This is a genomic window from Cupriavidus sp. 05T313 (assembly GCF_056396665.1).
Map to the genome: position 1 here is coordinate 1 of NZ_JBFTLX010000112.1, position 21,102 is coordinate 21,102.

At 65.2% G+C, this 21,102-nt stretch carries 23 protein-coding genes; 14 read left to right on the plus strand and 9 right to left on the minus strand.

The genetic code is table 11. The annotated features are described in order from the left end of the window. Both AC1DKD_RS22680 and AC1DKD_RS22685 read left to right on the plus strand, forming a co-directional pair. A partial coding sequence (locus AC1DKD_RS22680) for a hypothetical protein (protein ID WP_477143730.1) occupies positions 1-277 on the plus strand: 277 nt, incomplete at its 5' end. A gap of 159 nt (positions 278-436) precedes the next feature. Further along, on the plus strand, positions 437-832 hold the full coding sequence (locus AC1DKD_RS22685; protein WP_035862401.1) for a DUF488 domain-containing protein: 396 nt from the start codon (positions 437-439) through the stop codon (positions 830-832). A gap of 26 nt (positions 833-858) precedes the next feature. Here the strand turns inward: AC1DKD_RS22685 and AC1DKD_RS22690 are convergent, their stop codons facing one another. Both AC1DKD_RS22690 and AC1DKD_RS22695 read right to left on the minus strand, forming a co-directional pair. Next, positions 859-1,029 (minus strand): hypothetical protein, encoded by a 171-nt coding sequence (locus AC1DKD_RS22690; RefSeq protein ID WP_441635608.1) that lies wholly within the window; start codon positions 1,027-1,029, stop codon positions 859-861. Positions 1,030-1,282: 253 nt separating this feature from the next. Next, positions 1,283-2,041, minus strand: a complete 759-nt coding sequence (locus tag AC1DKD_RS22695; RefSeq protein ID WP_441635610.1) for a GntR family transcriptional regulator — start codon at positions 2,039-2,041, stop codon at positions 1,283-1,285. 292 nt (positions 2,042-2,333) lie between these two features. Between AC1DKD_RS22695 and AC1DKD_RS22700 the strand changes: the two genes are divergently transcribed. From AC1DKD_RS22700 to AC1DKD_RS22710, 3 genes are all read left to right on the plus strand, one after another. Continuing rightward, positions 2,334-3,581, plus strand: coding sequence for a nucleoside recognition domain-containing protein (locus AC1DKD_RS22700; RefSeq protein ID WP_441635612.1), 1,248 nt, complete (start codon positions 2,334-2,336; stop codon positions 3,579-3,581). A gap of 541 nt (positions 3,582-4,122) precedes the next feature. Further along, a complete protein-coding gene (locus AC1DKD_RS22705) occupies positions 4,123-6,216 on the plus strand; it encodes an FUSC family protein (RefSeq protein ID WP_477143731.1) in 2,094 nt (697 codons plus the stop codon). 92 nt (positions 6,217-6,308) lie between these two features. Next, a complete protein-coding gene (locus tag AC1DKD_RS22710) occupies positions 6,309-6,587 on the plus strand; it encodes a DUF1488 family protein (protein ID WP_441635616.1) in 279 nt (92 codons plus the stop codon). 92 nt (positions 6,588-6,679) lie between these two features. On the opposite strand, the gene AC1DKD_RS22715 is transcribed toward AC1DKD_RS22710, so the two are convergent. Continuing rightward, entirely contained in the window at positions 6,680-7,150 is a 471-nt protein-coding gene (locus AC1DKD_RS22715) for a universal stress protein (protein WP_441635618.1), read from the minus strand. Positions 7,151-7,277: 127 nt separating this feature from the next. After that, the gene (locus AC1DKD_RS22720; protein WP_441635620.1) at positions 7,278-8,279 is read right to left on the minus strand and encodes a L,D-transpeptidase; all 1,002 of its coding nucleotides are present in this window, start codon (positions 8,277-8,279) and stop codon (positions 7,278-7,280) included. A gap of 208 nt (positions 8,280-8,487) precedes the next feature. Between AC1DKD_RS22720 and AC1DKD_RS22725 the strand changes: the two genes are divergently transcribed. Both AC1DKD_RS22725 and AC1DKD_RS22730 read left to right on the plus strand, forming a co-directional pair. Then, positions 8,488-9,282, plus strand: coding sequence for a DUF1835 domain-containing protein (locus tag AC1DKD_RS22725; protein WP_441635622.1), 795 nt, complete (start codon positions 8,488-8,490; stop codon positions 9,280-9,282). Positions 9,283-9,305: 23 nt separating this feature from the next. After that, entirely contained in the window at positions 9,306-9,950 is a 645-nt protein-coding gene (locus AC1DKD_RS22730) for a TetR/AcrR family transcriptional regulator (RefSeq protein ID WP_477143732.1), read from the plus strand. Between the two features lie 41 nt (positions 9,951-9,991). On the opposite strand, the gene kefC is transcribed toward AC1DKD_RS22730, so the two are convergent. Beyond that, entirely contained in the window at positions 9,992-11,815 is a 1,824-nt protein-coding gene (gene kefC, locus AC1DKD_RS22735; RefSeq protein WP_477143733.1) for a glutathione-regulated potassium-efflux system protein KefC, read from the minus strand. 10 nt (positions 11,816-11,825) lie between these two features. Then, positions 11,826-12,383 (minus strand): glutathione-regulated potassium-efflux system oxidoreductase KefF, encoded by a 558-nt coding sequence (gene kefF / locus AC1DKD_RS22740; RefSeq protein ID WP_441635628.1) that lies wholly within the window; start codon positions 12,381-12,383, stop codon positions 11,826-11,828. Between the two features lie 415 nt (positions 12,384-12,798). Here kefF and AC1DKD_RS22745 point away from each other — a divergent pair, with 415 nt between their 5' ends. Beyond that, positions 12,799-13,497 (plus strand): GNAT family N-acetyltransferase, encoded by a 699-nt coding sequence (locus AC1DKD_RS22745; protein WP_441635630.1) that lies wholly within the window; start codon positions 12,799-12,801, stop codon positions 13,495-13,497. A 79-nt stretch (positions 13,498-13,576) separates the two neighbouring features. On the opposite strand, the gene AC1DKD_RS22750 is transcribed toward AC1DKD_RS22745, so the two are convergent. From AC1DKD_RS22750 to AC1DKD_RS22760, 3 genes are all read right to left on the minus strand, one after another. After that, a complete protein-coding gene (locus AC1DKD_RS22750) occupies positions 13,577-14,068 on the minus strand; it encodes an Lrp/AsnC family transcriptional regulator (protein ID WP_035862473.1) in 492 nt (163 codons plus the stop codon). Positions 14,069-14,463: 395 nt separating this feature from the next. After that, the gene (locus AC1DKD_RS22755; protein WP_477143734.1) at positions 14,464-15,051 is read right to left on the minus strand and encodes an EF-hand domain-containing protein; all 588 of its coding nucleotides are present in this window, start codon (positions 15,049-15,051) and stop codon (positions 14,464-14,466) included. Between the two features lie 163 nt (positions 15,052-15,214). Then, positions 15,215-15,805 (minus strand): hypothetical protein, encoded by a 591-nt coding sequence (locus AC1DKD_RS22760; RefSeq protein ID WP_441635635.1) that lies wholly within the window; start codon positions 15,803-15,805, stop codon positions 15,215-15,217. A 269-nt stretch (positions 15,806-16,074) separates the two neighbouring features. On the opposite strand from AC1DKD_RS22760, the gene gspG reads away from it, so the two are divergent. From gspG to gspL, 6 genes are all read left to right on the plus strand, one after another. Then, the gene (gene gspG, locus AC1DKD_RS22765) at positions 16,075-16,542 is read left to right on the plus strand and encodes a type II secretion system major pseudopilin GspG (protein WP_276291195.1); all 468 of its coding nucleotides are present in this window, start codon (positions 16,075-16,077) and stop codon (positions 16,540-16,542) included. Positions 16,543-16,578: 36 nt separating this feature from the next. Next, a complete protein-coding gene (locus AC1DKD_RS22770) occupies positions 16,579-17,064 on the plus strand; it encodes a GspH/FimT family pseudopilin (protein ID WP_441635637.1) in 486 nt (161 codons plus the stop codon). After that, the gene (gene gspI, locus AC1DKD_RS22775; RefSeq protein ID WP_441635639.1) at positions 17,061-17,489 is read left to right on the plus strand and encodes a type II secretion system minor pseudopilin GspI; all 429 of its coding nucleotides are present in this window, start codon (positions 17,061-17,063) and stop codon (positions 17,487-17,489) included. Before AC1DKD_RS22770 ends, gspI begins: the two co-directional genes overlap by 4 nt. Continuing rightward, on the plus strand, positions 17,467-18,183 hold the full coding sequence (locus AC1DKD_RS22780; protein ID WP_477143735.1) for a PulJ/GspJ family protein: 717 nt from the start codon (positions 17,467-17,469) through the stop codon (positions 18,181-18,183). The genes gspI and AC1DKD_RS22780 overlap by 23 nt, the downstream gene beginning before the upstream one ends. Continuing rightward, positions 18,180-19,253, plus strand: coding sequence for a type II secretion system minor pseudopilin GspK (gene gspK / locus AC1DKD_RS22785; RefSeq protein WP_441635643.1), 1,074 nt, complete (start codon positions 18,180-18,182; stop codon positions 19,251-19,253). The genes AC1DKD_RS22780 and gspK overlap by 4 nt, the downstream gene beginning before the upstream one ends. A 341-nt stretch (positions 19,254-19,594) precedes the next feature. Further along, positions 19,595-20,995, plus strand: a complete 1,401-nt coding sequence (gene gspL / locus AC1DKD_RS22790) for a type II secretion system protein GspL (RefSeq protein ID WP_477143736.1) — start codon at positions 19,595-19,597, stop codon at positions 20,993-20,995. The last annotated feature ends 107 nt before the right edge of the window (positions 20,996-21,102 follow it).

The window sequence follows — 21,102 nt, forward strand, 5'->3', positions numbered from 1 at the left end:
GTTTGTTAAAGAACTGGCCGCGGTTCGCTTTGCTYACCGCGTCRCTGCGTTTGCTGCAGCAGAGAAACGAGATTATGAAGAGCAATCAGCGTTTCGTCAACAGGTTTTTTTACTTCAGTTCGCCGCGCCTTTCGCGCCGCCAACCACCCCTGCCAACCCCGCAACCCTTGTCCCGCCTGCTTTGCAGCGCGGTAGTTGTGTTGCGAGGGGGCGAATCTTAAGGGAGCCCCTCGGCCATGGCAAGCGTTTTCTGAAATGTTTTTCGCACGACCCATAAAGAGCCTCATAGTCAACAAATGGACGCGAGAAGCAAGCTGGCAACGGGACTGGTCAAGGGCCATACGGCCGAGGCAATATACAGCCACCATTGGAAGGCATCGAGGACGCGAGTCGGCGCACCATCCGCCACCGACTCTATATATAGGAGGAGATCCGCATGACCATCCGCATCGTGAGGCTGGGCTCGCCCAGGTTGCCCGACGAAGGGATCCGCATCGGGACCGTGCGCCGGCCACCGCGGGGCGTACCAAAGGCCGAATTCGCCACGCGGGACTTCTACGATGTGTGGTTCCCGAACCTGTCGCCGTCAGCCGAACTGGTCTCGGAAGCCCTTGCCATACAAGGCGAGGGGAACGAGAAGGCCTGGCGGGCATTCGAGCGTCAGTTCCGGGCAGAGATGGCCCGTCCCGATGCAAGCCGGACCCTGGACCTGCTGGCCGCCATGTCGCAGCAAACCAACTTTTCGCTTGGCTGCTATTGCGAGCACGAGGAACGCTGCCACCGCTCTATCTTGCGCGCCCTGTTGGCGACACGCGGAGCCGCCCTAGCTTAGGCCAGCCGAAGACGACAGTGAGCCGGTCACACCACCCTGTGGTCATTCGCGCACTGGCGGCGAAATAGCGCGCGCAGGCTGGGCCAGCGGATAGGAAGGAGTGGCGTGCAGTGGCGCACAGCATCGCGCTGCGCATAGTGCACCATCAGTTGTTCGCCAATCGACTGCCGGAAATAGGAGGGCGCCGGGTAGTTCATGCTCAATCCCTATTGTGGTTCGTCAGGATTGATAGTATACCAAATTTTGGTGCAGTGCGTCATACCAGGGCACGCGGCCGCCCCACAATGGGGCGGCCGCGCCGGCATGTATCCTGGTTTGGTCCTTTGAAATCAATAGCAGGCAGGCACCGCGCCCCGATAGAACGGACACGGCATCAAAAAGATGTTTTGTATACCAAATACCGTGTGGCCGTAGGCCATCCTCCGGAATTGACGGCCATCCCTTGTGCCCTTAGCCAGCACCCGCGATGCTGCCATCACGTTTGGCGGCACCGTCACGGCCGCTGGTTTCGCTGACGGCCATATCTTCGGCTGCCTTGGCAGCACTATATACATGGCGGGTCGCCAGCAGCGCCGCCAGGTCGGCATCGCCGGCGATGACTGCCTGCAGAATCTGGGCATGTTCCTCCCAGTTCTGCCTGGCGCGCGCCACATTCGCCGGCGCGAACAGCAGTCCCGTGCGCTCCCGCAGCGTACGCACCATATCCTGCAGCACGCTGTTGGCGGCGATATTGCCCAGCACTTCGTGGAAGTGGGAATTCAGTTCCACGAAGCGCTCCGAGCGGCCGCTGGCGGCAGCTTCAGTGCCCTGGCGCAGGACCTCGTTGAGTTCCGCAATCAGGGCCGGATCACGGCGCTGGGCTGCCAGCTTGGCGTTAAGTCCCTCCAGCGTGGCGCGCACTTCGACCATTTCCTTGGCAATATTCGGCGACAACGTCGCTACCGAGGCACCACGTCGCGGCTCGATGCGCACCAGGCCTTCCGCCGCCAGCGCGCGAAGCGCTTCCCGCACGGGAATGCGCGAAACGCCCAGCTCGGTGGAAAGCTTGTTCTCGACCAGGCGTTCACCCTGGCTATATTGCCCACCGAGGATGCGCTCGCGCAATGTATCGGTAACCAAGGCAAACAAAGGGGAATGCTGGGCGCCAAGGCTGGCGCCGGCGGAATCCGAACCAGGAAGAGCGTGTTCGGTACCAGGGGCGTCGGACATAGATTCTGGCTTGGGTCAGCAAGACACCGTCCTCGGCTAAAGCGCGCAGGCTGTCCGTCGCGGACGGTTGTCAAAGGGATCAAGGACGGCGGCACCATCCCGGAACGTTCACGGATAGGGCAGCCGCAGTGGCAATGTCCGCATTGTATACCGGCAGATCAAGGTTTTTGCGCAACGAAAAGCACCTGCGCCGTCATCGTCTCGCATGGCTTCGCCGCCAGCCCGTACTTCTGGCCCGGCAGGCTATGATGCGGTGGCCTCACTCCTCCCAAACCCCGCGTGTATTTTGCCGATGGCTCTGAACCTGGTCTGGCTCTCCTTCTTCCTGATTGCTTTCGTCGTTGCCTGCATCCGTCTGGCGGCAGGCGATACCGCTGTGTTCCCGGCGATGCTGGCGAGCCTGTTCGACAATGCGCGTACGGCTTTTGAGATTTCCCTTGGCCTTGCCGGCGTCATGAGCCTGTGGCTGGGCATGATGCGTATTGGAGAGCGTGCCGGCGTAGTCGACGTTTTCGCGCGGGCCGTCAACCCGTTGCTGCGCCATTTCTTCCCCGGCATCCCACAGGGTCACCCGGCTCAGGGCGCGATGATGATGAATGTGTCGGCCAATATGCTCGGACTGGACAATGCGGCGACACCGCTCGGCCTCAACGCCATGCGCGAGTTGCAATCGCTCAACCCGCGTCCGGACACGGCCAGTAACGCGCAGATCATGTTTATCGTGCTCAACACGGCCGGGTTGACGTTGATCCCTACCTCGGTAATCGCCATGCGGCAGGCGATCGCCGTCAAGCAGGGTCTTACCGGATTCAATGCGGCCGATATCTTCCTGCCCACTTTGCTGGCCACTTGCGTCTCTTGTGTGGCAGGGCTGCTGGCGGTGGCCTGGGCGCAACGGCTCAATCTGCTCAAGCCAGCTGTACTGGCCGCCTTCGGGCTGTTGGCAGTTGGTGTCGGCGGACTATTCCTCTGGCTGCGGCACGCGCCCCCGGAGCAGGTCAGCACCGCCACAGCGCTGGCCGGTAGCGGCTTCATCCTGACGCTGATCGTAGTGTTCCTGGCTTGCGGGGCGATAAGGGGCATCAATGTCTACGACGCATTCATCGACGGCGCCAAGGAGGGCTTTGGCGTGGCTGTGCAGATCATTCCTTACCTGATCGCGATCCTGGTGGCGATCGGGCTGTTCCGGGTGACTGGGTGCATGGACGTCCTGATGAAAGGCCTGACCGCCTCGTTTGCCTGGCTTGGCCTGGACACTGCCTTCGTGCCGGCCTTACCGGTTGGGCTGATGAAGATCCTGTCGGGCGCGGGCGCCCGCGGCCTGATGATCGATGTCATGACCACTTATGGCGTCGATTCATTCCAAGGCAAGCTTGCCGCCATCATCCAGGGTTCGACGGAAACCACCTTCTATGTGCTGGCGGTGTACTTTGGCAGCGTCAATATCCGCAACACCCGCCACGCACTGGCCTGCGCCTTGTTCGCTGACCTCATCGGACTATGTGCTGCCGTAGGCATTGCGTATCTGTTTTTCCGCTGAAATGGGAACAGTGCATAGCCATAAGGCCAATAACATATCGTCAAATACTCAACAAAAAGATGAGGAAACGGGCTCGGCGATGTATTAAGCCGCTACTTTGTTGCTCACAAGCAACATGTTTGTGAAGCCAGACACGCTTACCATCTGCACCGCTTGGTGCGTCGCAACAAATCGTATATAGTGGAATCTGTCTCCTCCACCACCTCGGTGGATTCCAGCCCGCGCACGAAACTGCGCGGGTTTTTTTTGCCCTCGATCTGCCGATGATCTTGGTCAGCCCTTGCTATAACGCGCCATCGCTTGGCCGGCGAGCGTTTTCGAAAGGCGCACCAAAGCAGTCCCGCACGCGCACCATGATGGGACCGAATTGCACCGGCACAACGTAAAACACGGATTCCGCAGCGCGATGTTGCGGCGCAGCATTTCATGCAGTAGAGTCGATCTGTCACTCACGCTTGGCGCGACGGATCCCCGCTTTCCGGCGCCCTCCCTTCCTACCAACATGCTTTCCGCGTTGCGCCCGCCCCGCCCCGATGCCTGGATGCTGCAAAGAGGCCTGGTCTACGCCTTCTCCTTTCTCGCGCTCGCCGGATTGGGATGGCTTACCGGGCAGGCGGGATATCTGTGGGYGGCAACAGCTTCGATCTGGACCTGCCTTGCCGACCGCCGCGGTACCGCGGCCGAGCGTCTGATCTCGCTTGGCTCCGTTGGGATCGGCGGCGCCGTTGCATGCGCCCTGGGGATGGCCGCAGCCGTGACGCCATGGACAGCGCTAGCCTTGGTGCTGATGGCAGGACTGGCTGCCGGCCTGGCCGAAACCAAGGGTGCCGTTCCCGCGCTGTCGGCCAAGCTGCTCTATGTGGTGCTGATCGCCTCCTGCCTGCAGCCAGCCGGAGACGCAGAACTGGCCGCGCGCGTCATTGCCGGCAGCCAGGAGTTCCTGCTCGGTGGCATATTCGCCTGCCTGGTCTGCCTGTTCCTGATTCCTTCAGAACGCGACAACCGACCGCGCAATGAGATCCTGGCGGTGTTCGACGCCTTGCTGCGCTTTGCCAACGCGCTGGCTGACGACAACCCCGTTGGCGATACGGCCGCCAGCAAGCGCGATATCCGCGAGCGCATCGAGGCGGCACACCTGGCTGTCAATGCGAGACGCAGCCTGCGGGATCCCCTTGGCCTGATGCACTATGCCTATGTGGTGAGCCTGGCCGATGCCATGTTTGCGCTGCTGATCGTTGCCGCCGAATTGCACAGCCGCAGGGACGATGCGAGCGAACCCGGCGATGGCAGCGTCGAGCGCCTGCCGCTCCCGCACCTGATGCGTTGCGTCGCCGATGTCCGGGAGCAAGTCTGCGAGGCACTGGCGCATCAGGCGCCAGACCTGCCATCGCTATGCGCGGCACTGGCGCGCGAATTGCGGCGCCTGCACGCGCCGCTGGCCAATGCCGGCGCTCCGCCACCGTACCAGGCCGCCCTGAGTGCATTGGCAGGGTATCCGGCGTTTGCCGAATGGCGCAACGAGTACCGCTGGCCGCGACGCGCCTACCGGCGAACGTGGCAACGCTGGCGGGCCACCCTTGCCGAGCATACTGCCCGCGACGCCCGCGTGGCCCGCCATGCGGTGCGGCTGGCGATGGCCGGCAGCCTGAGCCTGATGCCGGCGCAGTTCTGGAAGGTGGATCACGGTTACTGGGTTGCGGTCACTGTCATCATGGTGCTCAGCCCTCAACTGCAGACCACGCGCAGAATCTCATTCCAGCGTTTTGCTGGTTCCCTGGCGGGCGCACTGCTGGCCTGCGCCATCGGGATGGCCCACCCGTCGGCGCCGCTTGCGCTGGCGATCAGCGCAGCATTCCTGGCTGCGGCCTATACCAGTCGGCTGGCCGGCAGTCCGGGCGCCTTCGCCCTGGGCCTGACGCCGGCGGTGATCCTGTTCTCATGGGTGGGGGCGCCTGCGGCGGACAGCAGCCACTTTGCCGCCCTGCGCGGTATCGACACGGCGCTCGGCTGCCTCATCGCCCTGGCCAGCTACTACGTACTGGCGCCGCGCGCCGAATTGTCGCGGGTGTATCGCCATAGCCTCGATGCCCTCGTGGCGAACACTGTCTACTTGCGTGCGGCGTTTGCCGGTGCCGGCGCGTTTACAAACTCGCCCACCCGCTCGCCGGCTCCCACGCAAACCCGTCTGGAGACGTTGCGTGTGACGGCTGGACGCACCTCCAGCCGGGCCGATCACACCTTGCAGCAAGCCACAGCGGAGCTCACGCCGGAACTGACCTGGGAATATGCCAAATTGCATATGGCCTTGAGGCGCATGGCGGCACTGGCAGGACTGGTGCGAGCCGGGCTCGAAGCTGAAGCCGGCGCCAGCCTGCCCGAGCCGGCCACGCGGGCAATGCTGCAAGGCCTCGCGGCGCAGCTTTCAGAGCTGGCGGCACACCCCGGCGCCGGCGCGACGACCGTCGCGGCCGGCCCCATGCCCGACGCCACCGCCTCCCTCGACCGGTTCCTGATCGAACAGGCCGTGCTCGCCTCATCCCAGGCCAGCGCGGCGCACGCAGCCATGGCCGCAATACACCGGCTGGCAGGCGGCCAAAGCAAGCGCACTGATCAGCACTTGCCGCAACCGGGTTGATTGCGGTCAAGCTGCCGGCGCGGGCCTGCATCACGGATCGGCACGATCACCTAGAATGGTGTCATCCCTCAGTGACCGATGTGAGGCACGCCATGCCCGAAATTTCCTTTCCCCGCAGCGTTCCCACTTACTGTGCGGCCAGTCTGACGCTCTCCTGCCCCGCGACGGTGAACGGCAAGCCAACGCTCTATTCCATCACGGCCGAGGCGCTCGAAACACACTTTGGCGCGCGCTCCCCGCGCGAGGAAGATCTGGTGCGAGCGTTCACCAGCCACCGGCAGCGTATCGAGCGCATTGCCGAAGGGCTGTTCGAGCTAACCCAGGCACGTGAGATCCTGTTGCGCAGCGGGCATATCCGTTTCGCCGGCTGAGAACCCGAGGACTGGCAAGCAAAGCGCCCCGTTCCGGCTGCATGCCAGCCGGTCCCCGACCGGCCGCATCCATCTATCGCGCCTGGTCGTGCTCAGCCTTCCACCGCTTGGCCACGCACCAGCAGCACCGGCACGTTGGCCTGGCGAATGACCGACTCGGCCACGCTACCCAGGACCAGCCGGCGCACGCCGCGCCTGCCGTGGGTCCCAATCACGATCAGGTCAGCACCCCAGTTGCTGGCAGCCTCATTCACGGATCCGGCGATATCGCCGCCGACCGCCTGTTCGCTCACCAGGCGCGTCTCGTAACGCACGCCTTGCGCGGCGAGCCGCTGGGCCGCAGCCGCCAACGCGCGTTCGCCGCTCTCGGCCAAGGCATGCATTACCGGCGTCGGGTCGTAGTAGGCGACATCGAACATTAGCTGGCCGTTGTCCACGATATACAGGGCAAGCACCTCCGCGTCGCCGGCACCTGCGAGCCGGATTGCCTCGTTCAGGGCCAGGTCGGAAGTTGCGCTACCGTCCACAGCCACCACGATCTTCTTATATACCGCATTCGTCATTGCCATTTGCTCCAGGAACATCACGGATAGTGGCGAAAGCGCCATAGCGCTCCGCCGGAATGGATACTACTCTCCCAATGCGTCAGGTAGCTGGTACGGCACATTGTTGCCCGTACCCGGATCAGCGTCACTGGGAGGAAACCGGGCTCGCACCGGAGTCGACTATCACGAGATAGCGGCCCGGCCGCGCCACCGGCGTGCGGTCCGGCGCAAGAACCCAAAGTGAGTCACCGCGCTCGACCGCCGCCACGTAATCAGCATCGATCAGCCCGAAACGATCGATCAGGCGATTGAGTCCGGCAGGAATCCGCACGCATCCCTTGGACGCCGGACGACCGAGGCGGGACTCCAGCCGGTCGGGGTCGGTCGCGTGCATTTGCAGGCGCATCTGGCTCTCGCCACCCTTGCCCCAGCCGCGTTCGGCATCGACCCAGCCAAAGTCATAGACGCGCATCCCGCGCACGCCGTAGCCGCGGATCCCGTTCTCGTTGTAAGTACCCTCGGCCCGAAAATCCATGTTCTCCAGGCTGTGGTCGAACACACCGACGGGCGTGATGAAGTGATCGAATTCACCCGGCTTGCCTGTCGATGTGGATGTCGCGCCAACCCATCGCCAGGAGACGCCGTCGCCAGCTCGCGCGAACACCATGGCGGCCTGGACGCGGGGGTTGCGGTCGACCAGAACGACCCAGTCGCCGGCCCCGGCATCCAGCCCGTCGGCCTGGAGCGCGGATGCCAGCAGGCCGGCATACCGTGTGACGGTGGCGGCCGGCAAGTTGAGATGGCGCGGCACCTGCTGCGTGAACGCTTGCCGCACCGTGCCGAATTCGCTGTTGGCAGCAACCAGCGGCGCCTGGATTGAAAACAGCCCCAACAGCGCCAGCAGTGCGCACCGCTGGCGGAAAGCGAGGACGCCGGCCCTCCGGGGGCGAGTACATTGCATAGTTGCCTCCTTGCGCAAGGTCGCAGCCAGATACCGGGCCGGCGTTACCCGGAAATGCGCTGATCGAAGCGCTATGCTTGATGATTCACGTTTGTTCAGCCCGCTGCCTTGCTCAAGATCAAGATATCGGGTGAGCGCCGGGTGAGCGCCGTTAACGCCGCCGACGCTACCAGGCACCACGTGCATAGTGCCTCCTACTCTTATATAGACCGCTGCGGTGGCGACGATTTCCCGGCGCAACGCTCGATGTGTTGCACGCGGGACATGCCCTGAACCGCATCGGCAATGGAAGCGCAGCCAAGCGCACGCGGGTGGGGTGAGGCGCCCGGAACGATCCGGCAAGGCCCTTGCGTTTCATGCCAGAGTCTGGGCGCATCCATATACAATCACGGCCATGCAATACATCCATGTCGTCAACGGCGACGTAGCGGGCAACACGCTACGGCAAGCCCTCGCCCAGGCCGCCCGGCCCGACCCGGTCGTCGTGCTTCGCGACGACCTCGCCGTCGGTCCACTTGCCGACGTCGACAGCAGCGGACTCATCCGCTCCGGTTTCTGGCAGCGCGTGGCGCCCTATAGCGACATCGACTTCGCCGCAGAAATGCACCAGGCGCTCGACCAGTTGCACAAGTTGCGCAAGGATGAGCTGGAAGTCGCCATCTGGCATGGCCAGAGCGCATCCGACCAGCTGATGCTGCGCCGGGTGGTGTTCCATCTCTACCAGTCGCCGCAGCGCATCAATGAAGTGGCCATGGACCTGCGCGAACTGGAAGTACCAGCAAGCGGCAACCTGGCCGCTATCGGCATGTACCCCGCGGCCCGCCTGGCGCGGCGCTTCTCCACCATTGCGCCGGTCTCGGTACTGCGCCTGGGCCGCCTGGGCTACGAGTGGCAGCAGAACGTCAAGGAAAACGCCGACGTGCGCCTGTGGAAAGGCAATACGCTGGTGCCCGCGGCTTATCACACGGTCGATGAGGTGATCCTGGAGCGCGCCCCGCTGGAATGGGCGCCGGCCTCCCAAGTGGTGGGCGGCGTGATGGGCGCCATCGAAGGCCTTCTGGCCAGCGACTGGTTTGTGTTCTGGCGCTGCCGCGAACTGATCGGTGCCGGCCAGCTCGTGCTGCGCGGCAACGCCGAGTCGCTGCAGACGTGCGAGCTCCGCCGCAATCTGTCCGCCGGCGGCGATTAAGAAGAAGAAAAGCAAACGTCTCCATGGCCCGTACCAAGGCACCCGATTTCGAGGCGCAGCGCGAACAGATCCTGGAACTGGCCGCCGCCGCCTTTGCCGCCAGCAGCTACCCCAGCACCTCGATGGCCGATCTGGCCGCCGCCTGTGGCACTTCCAAGGCGCGGCTATATCACTATTACGAGAGCAAGGAAGCGATCCTGTTCGACCTGCTTGACCGCTACACACGCCGGCTTATGCTGATCGTGACCGAGGTCGAAGCCGAGGCCGAGCGCCAGGGGCGCAGCGAGCGGGAAAGCTTCGCCAACCTGATCCGGGCCTTCCTTGCCGAGTACGAAACCTCGCAAACCCGGCACGTCGCCCTGATCAACGACGTCAAGTYCCTCGCCGAAGAGCAGCGCGACCAGATCCTCAAGCGCGAGCGCGACGTGGTAGCCGCCTTCTCGCGGCAGTTGCGCAGGGCCTACCCGGAACGCGTCAACCGCGACAACCAGGCGGCGCTGACGATGACGGTGTTCGGCATGATCAACTGGACCTTCACCTGGCTCAAGCCTGGCGGCAAGCTGTCGTATGCGGAATTCGCCGAGATGGTGATCGACCTGCTCGCGGGCGGGCTGCCGGGCACCCACGCCACCGGAGCGTCGGCCAGGCAGATTGGAAGTGCCGCGTAAGGCATATCGATACAACGGGCGCCAGCGGGGCGCCCGTTGTATCAGGACCAGTCTTCCTCTTCCTTGCGGCGGCGCTGGTCGCGATCCTGCCGGAACATTTCCTCCAGTTCGTCGCGCGCCTGGCGCGCCAGCGATACGAGCTTTTTCTGGTCGGTGTAATGCGGGTAGAACCGATCGATCGCCGCGATATTGTGGCGCCGGAACCTGAGCGCGAGCGAGCGCGCATGAGTGGGATCGTAGCCCAGTCCCTCCAGCACGCGGCGTCCCAGCATCAGCGACCCCTCGAACAGTTCGCGCTCGAATAAATTCACCCCGCGGTCCTTTAGCTGGTAGACGTGCGACACATGACGCGCCCGCGCATAGATTTCCAGGTGCGGGAATCGCGCCCGCACACTGTCGATCAGCGCCAGGCTGTCCTCCATCCCGTCGATCGCCACCACCAGTATGCGCGCCCGCTCGGCGCCGGCGGATTCGAGCAGGTCCATGCGGGTGGCATCGCCGTAAAAGACCTTGAAATCGTACTGGCGCAGGAACTCGATCTGGTCGGGATCGTGGTCCAGCACGGTCACGCCGATTCCCTGTGCATAAAGCAACCGGCCGATGATCTGGCCAAAGCGGCCGAAGCCGGCGATCAGCACGGGGTTGTCCTGCGGCGAGATCACATCGTCCGGACGGCGCGCCAGGCGGGCCAGCCGGGGTGCCACAAGCCGGTCGTAGGCAAGCAGGAGCAGCGGCGTAGCCACCATCGACAGCGCCACGACCAGCACCAGCAGTGCCTCGGTGCGCGCCGGCAGCAGGCCCGCGCCTCCCGCCACCCCAAACACCACGAAGGCAAACTCACCGCCTTGCGAAATCAACAGCGCAAACAGCAGCCACTGGCCCCGCGCGATGCCGAAGCGCGGCGCCAGCAGGGCCAGTACCACCGTCTTGAGCAGCACGAAGCCAACCACCAGGGCAGCCACCTGACCCGGCGCCTGCATCAGCACGCCGAAGTCGATCGACATGCCGACCGCCATGAAGAACAGGCCCAGCAGCAAGCCCTTGAACGGCTCCAGGTCGGCCTCCAGCGCATGGCGATATTCCGAGTCCGCCAGCAGCACGCCGGCCAGGAAGGTGCCCAACGCCATGGACAATCCCACCGCGTCCATCATCAGGGYGATGCCGACCACCAGCAGCAGTGCGAAGGCGGTGAACATCTCACGCATATCGGTTCGCGCAATAAAACGCAGCGCCGGCCGCACCAGATAGCGCCCGCCCACCACCACGGTGCCGATCACGCCGACCGCCTTCGCCGCCCCGAGCCATCCCACCGCCCCCGACGTCCCGGCCACGCCGGCTTCGGCGCCCCCGGCCGCCAGCAGCGGCAACAGCGCGATCATCGGGATCGCGGCGATGTCCTGGAACAGCAGGATGCCGAAGCTGGCCGCACCCGCGGGCGTACCGAACAGGTTGCGCTCCGTCAGCGTGGCGAACGCTATCGCGGTGGACGACAACGCCAGCCCCAGGCCCGCCACCAGCGCCACCTGCCACGGCGCCCCGACAAGCGCCGCGACGCCGCCGACCAGGAGGGCGCAGGCGGCCATCTGGGCGCCGCCGTAGCCGAAGATGACGCGGCGCAACGCCCACAGCTTCTTGGGCTCCAGTTCCAGGCCGATCACGAACATCATCAGCACCACGCCGAACTCGGAGAAATGCAGGATGGATTCGACATTGGTGACTAGCCGCAGGGCCCACGGGCCGATCGCCACGCCCGCCAGCAGGTAGCCGAGCACCGCGCCAAGGCCGAACCGGCGCGCCACCGGCACGGCCACCACCGCGGCGATCAGGAAGACCACCAGCGCCACCAGGAAATCGTGTTGTTCCATGGCGCGCTCCTCAGCCTGCGGCAACGCGCGCGGCGCCGCCCAATACGCCGGACACCCGGCCGATGTGATCGGCCAGCGTCCGGGCATCGGCCTGGTTGGCGTCATGCAGGACCAGCGGCGCCAGCCAGTTCATGCCGCACAGCACGGCGGTCTGCTCCAGCGGCAGCATGTATTCCTCGATACTGTGGCCGTGCGCGCCATCGGGGCCATACGAGTCGGCATGTCCACCGGTGCTGGCCACCACCAGCAACGACTTGCCCCGCAACGCCGTCCCGCCGGGACCGTAGGCCCAGCCGCTCTCCAGGACTTCGTCCAGCCACAGCTTGAGCAAGGCCGGAACGCTGTACCACTGCACCGGGAACTGGAACACCAGCGTGCCGGCGCGCGCGAGCGCGCGCTGCTCCGCGACCACATCGATGTCGTAGTCGGTGTAACTGGAATAGAGATCGTGCACGGTGACGTCCGGCAAGCTTTCCAGCGCTGTCGCCAGTGGACGATTGACGCGAGACAGATGCGGCCGGGGATGCGCATAGATGACGAGAATCGGGGGCTCTGCCTTGGGGTCCACGAAAAATCCTGAAAAATGTAATGCAAAACGAGGGGCACCCGGCTAAAAATGCCGTGTGAATCACAAATCAATGCGCGCAACCCGGCGCTGGCACGCGGGTTCAAGGTGCAAAAGGCGGCCGGTGGCGGAACAGAAAGGAATGCGGCGTTGCAGCAAACCCACAACGCGATGCCGGAATCACCCCTTCGATATCGCCGCAACCCATTGATTTACATAGATTTATACGAAATTTACAAAATCGCACAAGCTTCTCTCGGGCCTAACCTTACGTCGAACTGACAATTCCACTACAATACTTTTTGCATCGCAGCAAGATAGTGTTTGCCCTTGGCTTTCGTGCCAAATGCCGAAAGTGCATGGATAAACACCCGCTGAGTGCTATTTTTATACCTGAATACGTCGCGAGGAAAACAAAGTGAATCCGCTCGAACTGAGCAAGGCCGTCGGGGCCGTATCCGACGAAGATCTCCGCCGTGCAGCCGCAGCCGCGCAGGCCTCGCAGCGCCCCACCACCCTGGTGCGCGAGCTGGCAGCGCATCACCGCTCGCGCCTGCTCAAGCATTTCCTCGCCCTGGGTGAGGAGGATCGCCTGCTCCGTTTTGGCCAGTCGGTTGGCGATCATGTGATCGAAGCCTATGTCGACAGCATCGATTTCGACCACGACACTGTCTTCGGCGTCTACGACGAACACCTGGAGCTGATCGGCGTGGGCCACTTCGCCAACCTGCGCGACAACGCCCAGGGCCGCGTGGCCGAGTTCGGCGTCTCCGTGTCGCAGAGTGCCCGTGGCCGCGGCATCGGCAGCTCACTGTTCGAGCGTGCCGCCATGCACGGCCGCAACAGCAACGTGCGCACCTTGTACATGCACTGCCTGTCGCGCAATGCCGCCATGATGCACATCGCCAAAAAGGCCGGCATGAAAGTGCAATACGCCTATGGCGAGGCCGACGCCTACCTCGAACTGCCGCCCGCCGATACGGTCAGCCGCCTGACCGAAGCGCTTGACGAGCAGGTAGCCGACCTCGACTACATGCTGCGCCGCAATCTTCGCGATGCACGCCGTTTCGGCCTGCGCTTCTGGCGCTCGATGGTGCCGCAAAAGCGTACCGCCTGAGGCGGCGCCAACCGGCCACGTTCAAATGGCGCGCCACCCGGCGCGCCATTTTCATTGGTGCCGGCGCCTGCGGCATGGATCAGCCGCCCGGTACCGGCAAGGCCGTGGTGTCCTTGATGCATTCGAGCGCGAAGCTCGAGCGCACGTCGATCACCGCCGGATGGGCCAGCAAATCGTCTTTCATGAAGCGCGCGAAGTGCTCCATGTCTTCTACATAGACCTTGAGCAGCAGATCCATCTCTCCCGTCATTGCATGACAGGCGGCCACCTCCGGCCAGATGGCGATGGAGGCGCGGAACAAGTCCAGCGGCGCCTTGCCCTTGGGCGCCCCGCCATGCTTCTCCAGCCGTACATTGATATAGGCCAGCAACCCCAGCCCGATCCTGCCGGGCTCCAGCAGCGCCGCATACTGGCGAATCACCCCAATCTCCTCCAGCCGGCGAATGCGCCGCAGGCAGGGGCTGGGCGACAGGTTCACGCGCTCGGCCACTTCCAGGTTGGTCAACCTCCCGTTGGTCTGCAGCACCTCCAGGATCTTCCTGTCGATCTTGTCCAGCTCCACCTTGCTCACGATATTGTTGCTCCGCAATATGTTTGTCGGCAATTTTTTTGCGCAAATTTAGCAAATCGTGCACAAGTACGCAATTTTTTGTGGATGGGTAGGCCGCCCCCCGGCTTCATCGCCCCGCGCGATCGCCTTCCGGGTGCAAGATGCTGCCTCCGCCTGCCACCGTGCACTGGAACCGGGCGCCCGGGGCCGGGCGGCRTTGAACATTCAGGCCGCCAGGGGCAGCTGCGATCCGTTGATCCACCTGGCCGAACGTTGGGAAGGCAAGGATGGTGCCAACACGGGCTCGGCCAACCGCGCCGTGGCGCGCGTCATCCGCAAGCGCGAAAAGAAAAGGCGCGGCCAGTCCGGCCGCGCCTTTTCTTTTTCACACGGCGCGTCGCGCCGTGCGTCCTGCCTTAGCCGCCGCGGCTCGACGGTGCCGTCGGATTGGGCGGACTATTGCGGGGCATCTGCTGCATCCGCTGGTCGTGCATCTTCTTCATGCCGGCGCGGATCTCGTCCAGCGTCACCTTGCCGTCATGGTTGGTGTCCAACTGGTCGAAGTTCTTGGCCAGGCGAGGCATGCCAGCTTGCATTTCAGCCTTGGTCAGCGCGCCGTCACCATTCTTGTCGGCCGCCTTGAAGCGGGCCTCGAACTCAGCCTGCATCTCGGCCCGGCGCTGCTCCCAGTTCGCCTTGTGATAAGCCGCCAGTTCGTTCTTGTCGAGCTTGCCGTCGTGATTGGTGTCGATCTTGTTGAACAGCGCATCGGCTTCGGCCTTGGAAATCGCGCCGTCGCCATCGGTATCGATCGATTTGAGCCACATGCCGCCACCATGGCCCATATGGTGATGCATGCCGCCGTCCATTCCCGGTGCTGGCGCAGGTGTGGGCGCTGCCGGGGCCGCGGCGGTCTGGGCGAAAGCCGTGCCGCCGATCRCCAGGAACACCGCCGAAGCGGCCATGAAATTCCGGATCGAACGCGTCTTGAGATTGCCTTGCATGTCTTTGCTCCTTTTTCGTCTCAGTGGACTGGTAAGGATTAGAGCGCAGGGCAGGCCGGAAAGTTGGTCCATCTAATACGTTGTTACGCAGGTCACAGTTGGACGCCGCCCGTGTAAACCACTGAAAGTTGCGGTAAGTAAGTCAGCACGCCGCCGTTACAAGTCAGTCTTTAACGCTAGTTGATTCATTGCCGCCGCCCGGCTGGGATTGCTGCGGAGCAGCAACGGACGTGGCCGGCATCGGTGTCGAAAGCGGCGCGGCGGCGCCGGAGGGCAGCCCCGGCTGCGCCGGAACTGCCGGGCCACGCCTGACGATGGCAGGGACCGGCAGCGCAATCTCCTGGCGCACGCCGTTGCGCTCGATCACGACCGCGCGGTCGCGTACTTCCGTCAGCCGGATCTGCGGCGACAGCGCCGTGCCCGCGCGCACCGCCTTGGGAGGACCGCCATCGAGCGAGACGATGGCCGCGCCGGCACCGCTGCCGATATCGGCAACCACGCCGATTACCTGCACGTCGCGCACGCCGGACTGCGCGCTGCCGCCAAACAGCGTGCCGGCCGCGCCGGTCTCCACCGCCTCGGTCTGCGCCACGCGCGCCACGCGCGGCACGGAAATGGTCTTCATCGCGCTGAAGGTGAGCGCCCAGCGGGTCGCAAGAGCGCACAGCGCGACGAACAGCACGAGCCCGACCAGTCGCGGCAGCCAGAGGCCGAAGGGGTTAAAGCGAAGGGCGGGCCGCAGGGATAGTTGCACGGAGATAGGTAAACTGGGCGTGAAAGTACCAAGCCTACCAGAGCCGTATGACAGCTGTCTGCCCCACGCACGCCCGCTCCACAGCGGCACCGGGCGGCGGCCTGGTGCCAGCGGCTGCCGCCGCGGCCGTTTCGAGGTGGGTGAACATGCGAGCACTCGCTCACAAAGTCGTCATGTTCTGGCGGTTATACTGTTTGACTAACTGGATCGCCGCCACGCGCAAGAAGAAGAGCAGGCGCTCCGCCAGAAATTCCATAAGGCTAACCATGATGCGCAGGATCGTTGCCAACTTCTCCGACTCTTCCCCCCGCCTCGGCCGTCGTCGCGCCCGCGGCTTTACCCTGATCGAAATCATGGTCGTGATCGTGATCCTTGGCGTGCTGGCCGCGCTGGTGGTTCCGAAGATCATGAGCCGCCCCGATGAAGCCCGTATCGTCGCAGCGCGCCAGGACATCTCCTCGATCATGCAGGCACTCAAGCTGTACCGCCTCGACAACAGCCGCTATCCCACCACCGAGCAAGGCCTTGCCGCGCTGGTGGCCAAGCCCGCCACCGAGCCGGTTCCCAATAACTGGAAAGGCGGCGGCTACCTGGAAAAACTGCCCAAGGATCCCTGGGGCCATCCCTACCAATACCTGAACCCCGGCGTGCGTGGCGAGATCGACGTGTTCAGCTTCGGCGCCGACGGCCAGGCTGGCGGCAGCGCCAACGACGCCGATATCGGCAACTGGGAATAAGGTAACAACGCCATGATCCGGGCCGGGCGCGCAGCCATGAGCACCTGGCCACAGGGACGGCGATCACATGGCGACCGTGGCTTCACCTTGCTGGAACTGCTGGTGGTGATGGTGATCGCCGGCATCGTGATCGCGCTGGTCGCCGTCAATGCCTCGCCCAATGAGCGCGGCCGTGTGCTGGACGACGGACAGCGCATTGCGCGGCTATTCGAATTGGCACAGGAAGAAGCCCAGCTGCGTGCCCGGCCGATCGCCTGGGAGGCCGATACCGGCGGCTGGCGTTTCCTGCAAGCCACGCCCGCCGGATGGATCCCGCTGACCGATGTATTCGCACCCGCTAAGTGGCGCCTGCCGCTCGACGGCGTGGCCGTGACCGAAGGCGGCAGCGGCAACACCGGCGCCCGCCTGGTGTTCGGGCGGGAGCTGATCGACGGCCCCCAGCACGTAGTGCTGGTGCGCGGCGACATCCGCGTCGACGTGGCCGCCGACGGAACCGGGCGCTACTTCGCCAGCACGCCATGATGCTCCGATCACCGTCCTTCCCGTTCCCCCGCAAACGCCGGTGTTTGCCCGCGCATGGCTTCACCCTGATCGAGGTACTGGTCGCCCTGACCATCCTGGCGGTGGCGCTGACCGCCGCCATGCGTGCGATGGGATCGATGATCGAGGCCGGCTCCTCCTTGCAGACCCGCATGCTGGCCGAGTGGAACGCCGAGAACCACCTCGCCAGCCTGCGCTTGTCCAAGACCTGGCCCGAACCCGGCACACGCGGCTACGCTTGCCCGCAGGGCGGCGTCGAACTGTATTGCGAAGAAACGATCTCCGGCACGCCCAACCCGTCTTTCCGCCGCGTCGAGATTGCGGTCTACCCGTCCGGCGCCGACAAATCCGTGCGCCTTGCCTGGCTCGTCACCATCGTCCCCAATGAAACGCGCAACCTGCTTTAGGCGGCCATTCGGGCGGCCAGCCGCGCGCGGCTTCACGCTGCTGGAAATGCTGGTGGCCATCACCTTGCTCGCGGTGATCGCGGTGATCGCCTGGCGCGGGCTGGATGCGATGACGCGCGGCCGCGAACGCCTGACCGACCACGACAACCGCCTCAATACGCTCAAGTTGCTATACGGCCAGTTCCAGTCAGACTGCGAGGCTCTGGCCAGCCCGGCCCTGCTGCAGACCAGCCCGGTCGAGTTTGGCAATGGCCAGGTGCTGATGGTGCGCGACCGCCGCGACGAGGGGCGCCCCGCGCAGTGGCAGGTGGTGGTCTACCGGCTCAACGGCAATACCGTGGTGCGGGTGGCCAGCCCGCCGGCGGACAACCGCAACGCGGTGCGGGCCGCGATGATTACCCTGCGCCAGGCCAACGCTGGCGGCAACCTCGCGCGGGCGCTGGTCAGCGATGCGGACAGCCTGTCGGCACGCGCCTGGATCGAGCCCGGCGGCTGGCAGACCGAGAACGGCCGCATTGCCGCGGCCCTGCTTGGCGGCAACGCCAGCGCCAGCGCGTTGGCTGCCTCGGGCGCAAGCGCCAGCCCGGGCGTGGCCACCACGGTGGTGCGCGCGATCGAGCTCAACCTGACGGCGCGCATGGGCGACGGCGACACGCCGCRGCGCTTCCAGAAGATCTGCATGACCGGCCTATGAGCAAGCGCCCACGCCATCTCGCGGCCGCGCGGGCGGCAACCGCCCGCCGCCCCGCTCCCCTTGCGCTGACAAGGCACCGCCAGCGCGGGGCCGCCGTGGTGACGGCGCTGCTGGTGGTCACGCTGGCGGTAGTGGTGGTATCCGGCATGTTATGGCGGCAGCAGGTACAGATCCGCTCGATCGAGAACCAGCGCCTGCTGGCCCAGGCGACCTGGATCGAACGCGCGGCCGTCGACTGGGCCCGCCTGATCTTGCGCGACGACCAGCGCCGCACCAACGTGGATCAATTGGGCGAACCCTGGGCGGTACCGATCGCCGAAACCCGCCTGTCGGACTTCCTGGGCGCCGCGCTGCGTACCGACCAGGAGGGCGAGACCTCGTTCCTGTCGGGCCGCATCCTTGACGCCCAGGCCCGCTTCAACCTCAGCAACCTGGTGCTATGGACAGCCAGCGAAACGCAAGGCCGGGTCGCCACCATCGACGCCCCCAGCCTGGCGATCTATCGCCGCCTGCTGCAGACGCTGGGCCTGAACGTGGCGCTGGCCGAGCCAACCGCGCGCTACCTGTTGAGTGCCGCCGGCGGCAGCAATGGCAACAGCGGCGACAGCCAGCGGGGACTGCGCTCACCCGATGACGTCAACGACCTGCTCGCCATCCCGGGCTACACGCCGGCTATCGTGGCCACGCTGACGCCCTTTGTCGATGTGCTGCCCGAGCGCACGCTGGTCAATGCCAACACCGCCGAGGCCGAAGTACTGACTGCGGTGATCGACAAGCTGCCGCTGGACCGCGCCCGCGAACTGGTGCGCCAGCGCGACCGCGCCTTCTTCAACAATATCGGCGACCTGCAGACGCAATTGCGCACGCTGGCACCGCAGGCCGACCCGAACGCCGCCATCAGCACGCTGGACGTGCGCACCCACTATTTCCTCGTCTACGGGCTGATTCGCCATGAGCGCGCCAGCCGCATGCAGGTCTCGCTGGTCTACCGCGGCGAAGTGCTGGGCAACGCCAACACCACCCGGGTGGTCTGGGTGCGCGATATCGACCGCATGCCCGAGCAGCGTTGAGGCCCCCCGCCGCGGCCACGGGTGTGGTTCCGGGCACCAGGCAACGCCGCTGTCCCTGTCGTGACGAAGCGTCCAGGCGTCCCCGGCGACGCCTGCCGGCGCGCTTTTCGAGCGTTTGCCAACTGAAGTCTGACAGATACGTATTGACGCCAATTCGTCACACAGGCAAGGTATGCTCCGGCCCGGCGGAACCGTGGTCCCATGAACTTGGCGCTCCGCCTGTACGGTGCCGCCGGCAGCCATGCTGGGCGTCTGTCATGCGCGCGGCGCGGTCCGCTGCAGGGTCACCAGCCCCCGCTATCGTTCAATGACGCCATGATTGGCGCAGTAGCAAGGAAATCTTGAGCACCACCCTGTACGTCCGCCTGCCGCATCGGCCGCACGACCAGCCGCAACCCTGGCACTTCGGTGCCCTGCCGTTTGCCCTGGTGCGCACGGCCGTCGCCGAGCGCGACCGCCGGCATGGCCCCCAAACGGCCGGGCAGCTGTTGCGCGAAGGCCACGCTGCCATCGCCGAACTGCCTGCCGCCGACCGACTGGTCCTGATCATGGCAGCCAGCGACGTTCTGCTGACCGGCGCCACGGTACCGCCACTGGCGCCGGCGCGCCTCAAGCTGGCGCTGCCGAACCTGGTCGAGGAAGTGCTGGCCACCGACGCTCACCCTTGCCATATCGCCGTTGGCCCCGTGCTCGATGCGGTGACGGGCAAGGCTGCCAGCGGCTCGCGCCGTCGCCTGCTGATGGTGACCGACCGGGCTTGGCTGCGCGCCGTGCTGGACGCCTTTGCCGAGCATCGCTACCGCCGCCGCCATGTGCTGCCGGCACAGTTGTGCCTGCCGCTGCCGGTAGTGGCCGCTCCCGCTGAAGCAGCGGCCAGCGCCGCTGCCGATGCCCCGGCCCCCGCGGTCATGGCTGCACTGGCGCTTGAAGCCGCCACCCTGACCAGCGCGTCCCCCCTGTTCGAAACGGAGGGTGTACCCGCGCCGGCCGATATCCCGCGCTACTGGCAACTGACTGTGCGCAGCGGTGAGTACGCAGGCTACGGCCTGCTGCTTGGTTCCGATGCGCTGGGTGCCTGGCAGGGACTTGCCCCGGCCGGTGAGTGGTACGCATCGCCGGAAGCCATGGCGCAAGTGGCGCCCCAGGGCGCGCATCCGCTGGACTGGCAGGCATGGATCGAAGGAGCGCAGGCCAGCCTGCGCGAGCCCTCTCTCGACCTGGCCCAGTTCGAGTTCGCCCAGGGCCGCGCCGATCGCTGGAACCTCAAGGCCTGGCGCCTGCCGCTGGCGCTGGCTGCGGGCCTGATGGTAGTCCAGCTGATCGGCATGAACGCCCACTGGCTGCTGCTGCGCCAGGAAGAGCAACGGCTGGTGGCCGGGCAGGAACAGGCATTGCGCAGCGCCTTCCCGCAAATTCCGGTGGTGATTGACCCGCCGCTGCAGATGCGCCGCCAGGTCGAACAGCTCCGCCTGGCCAGCGGCCGCAGCACGCCTGACGATTTCCTGCCGCTGGCCGACCGCTTCAGCCAGGCCGCAAGCCAACTCGCGCCGGACGCGCTGCTGGCGCTCGAATACCGCGGGCATGCCCTGTTCGCCACGCTCAAGCCCGACACCGACACCGACGCTCTGCGCAGCGCGGCGCGCCAGTCCGGCCTGGCCATGGAAGCCGACAACAGCCCGCCCGACCCCTCGCGCGGCAACGCACCGGCCGGTACGCGCTGGTCGATCARGCCCAGCCTGTGAGCGCGGACCGCCAAGTGAACCTGATGAAAGACACCGCATCGAAACCCGGCCCGGGCGCCGCCAAGCGCAGCCCGGGCGCCCGGGCGCGCGCCGCGGAGCGGCTGGCG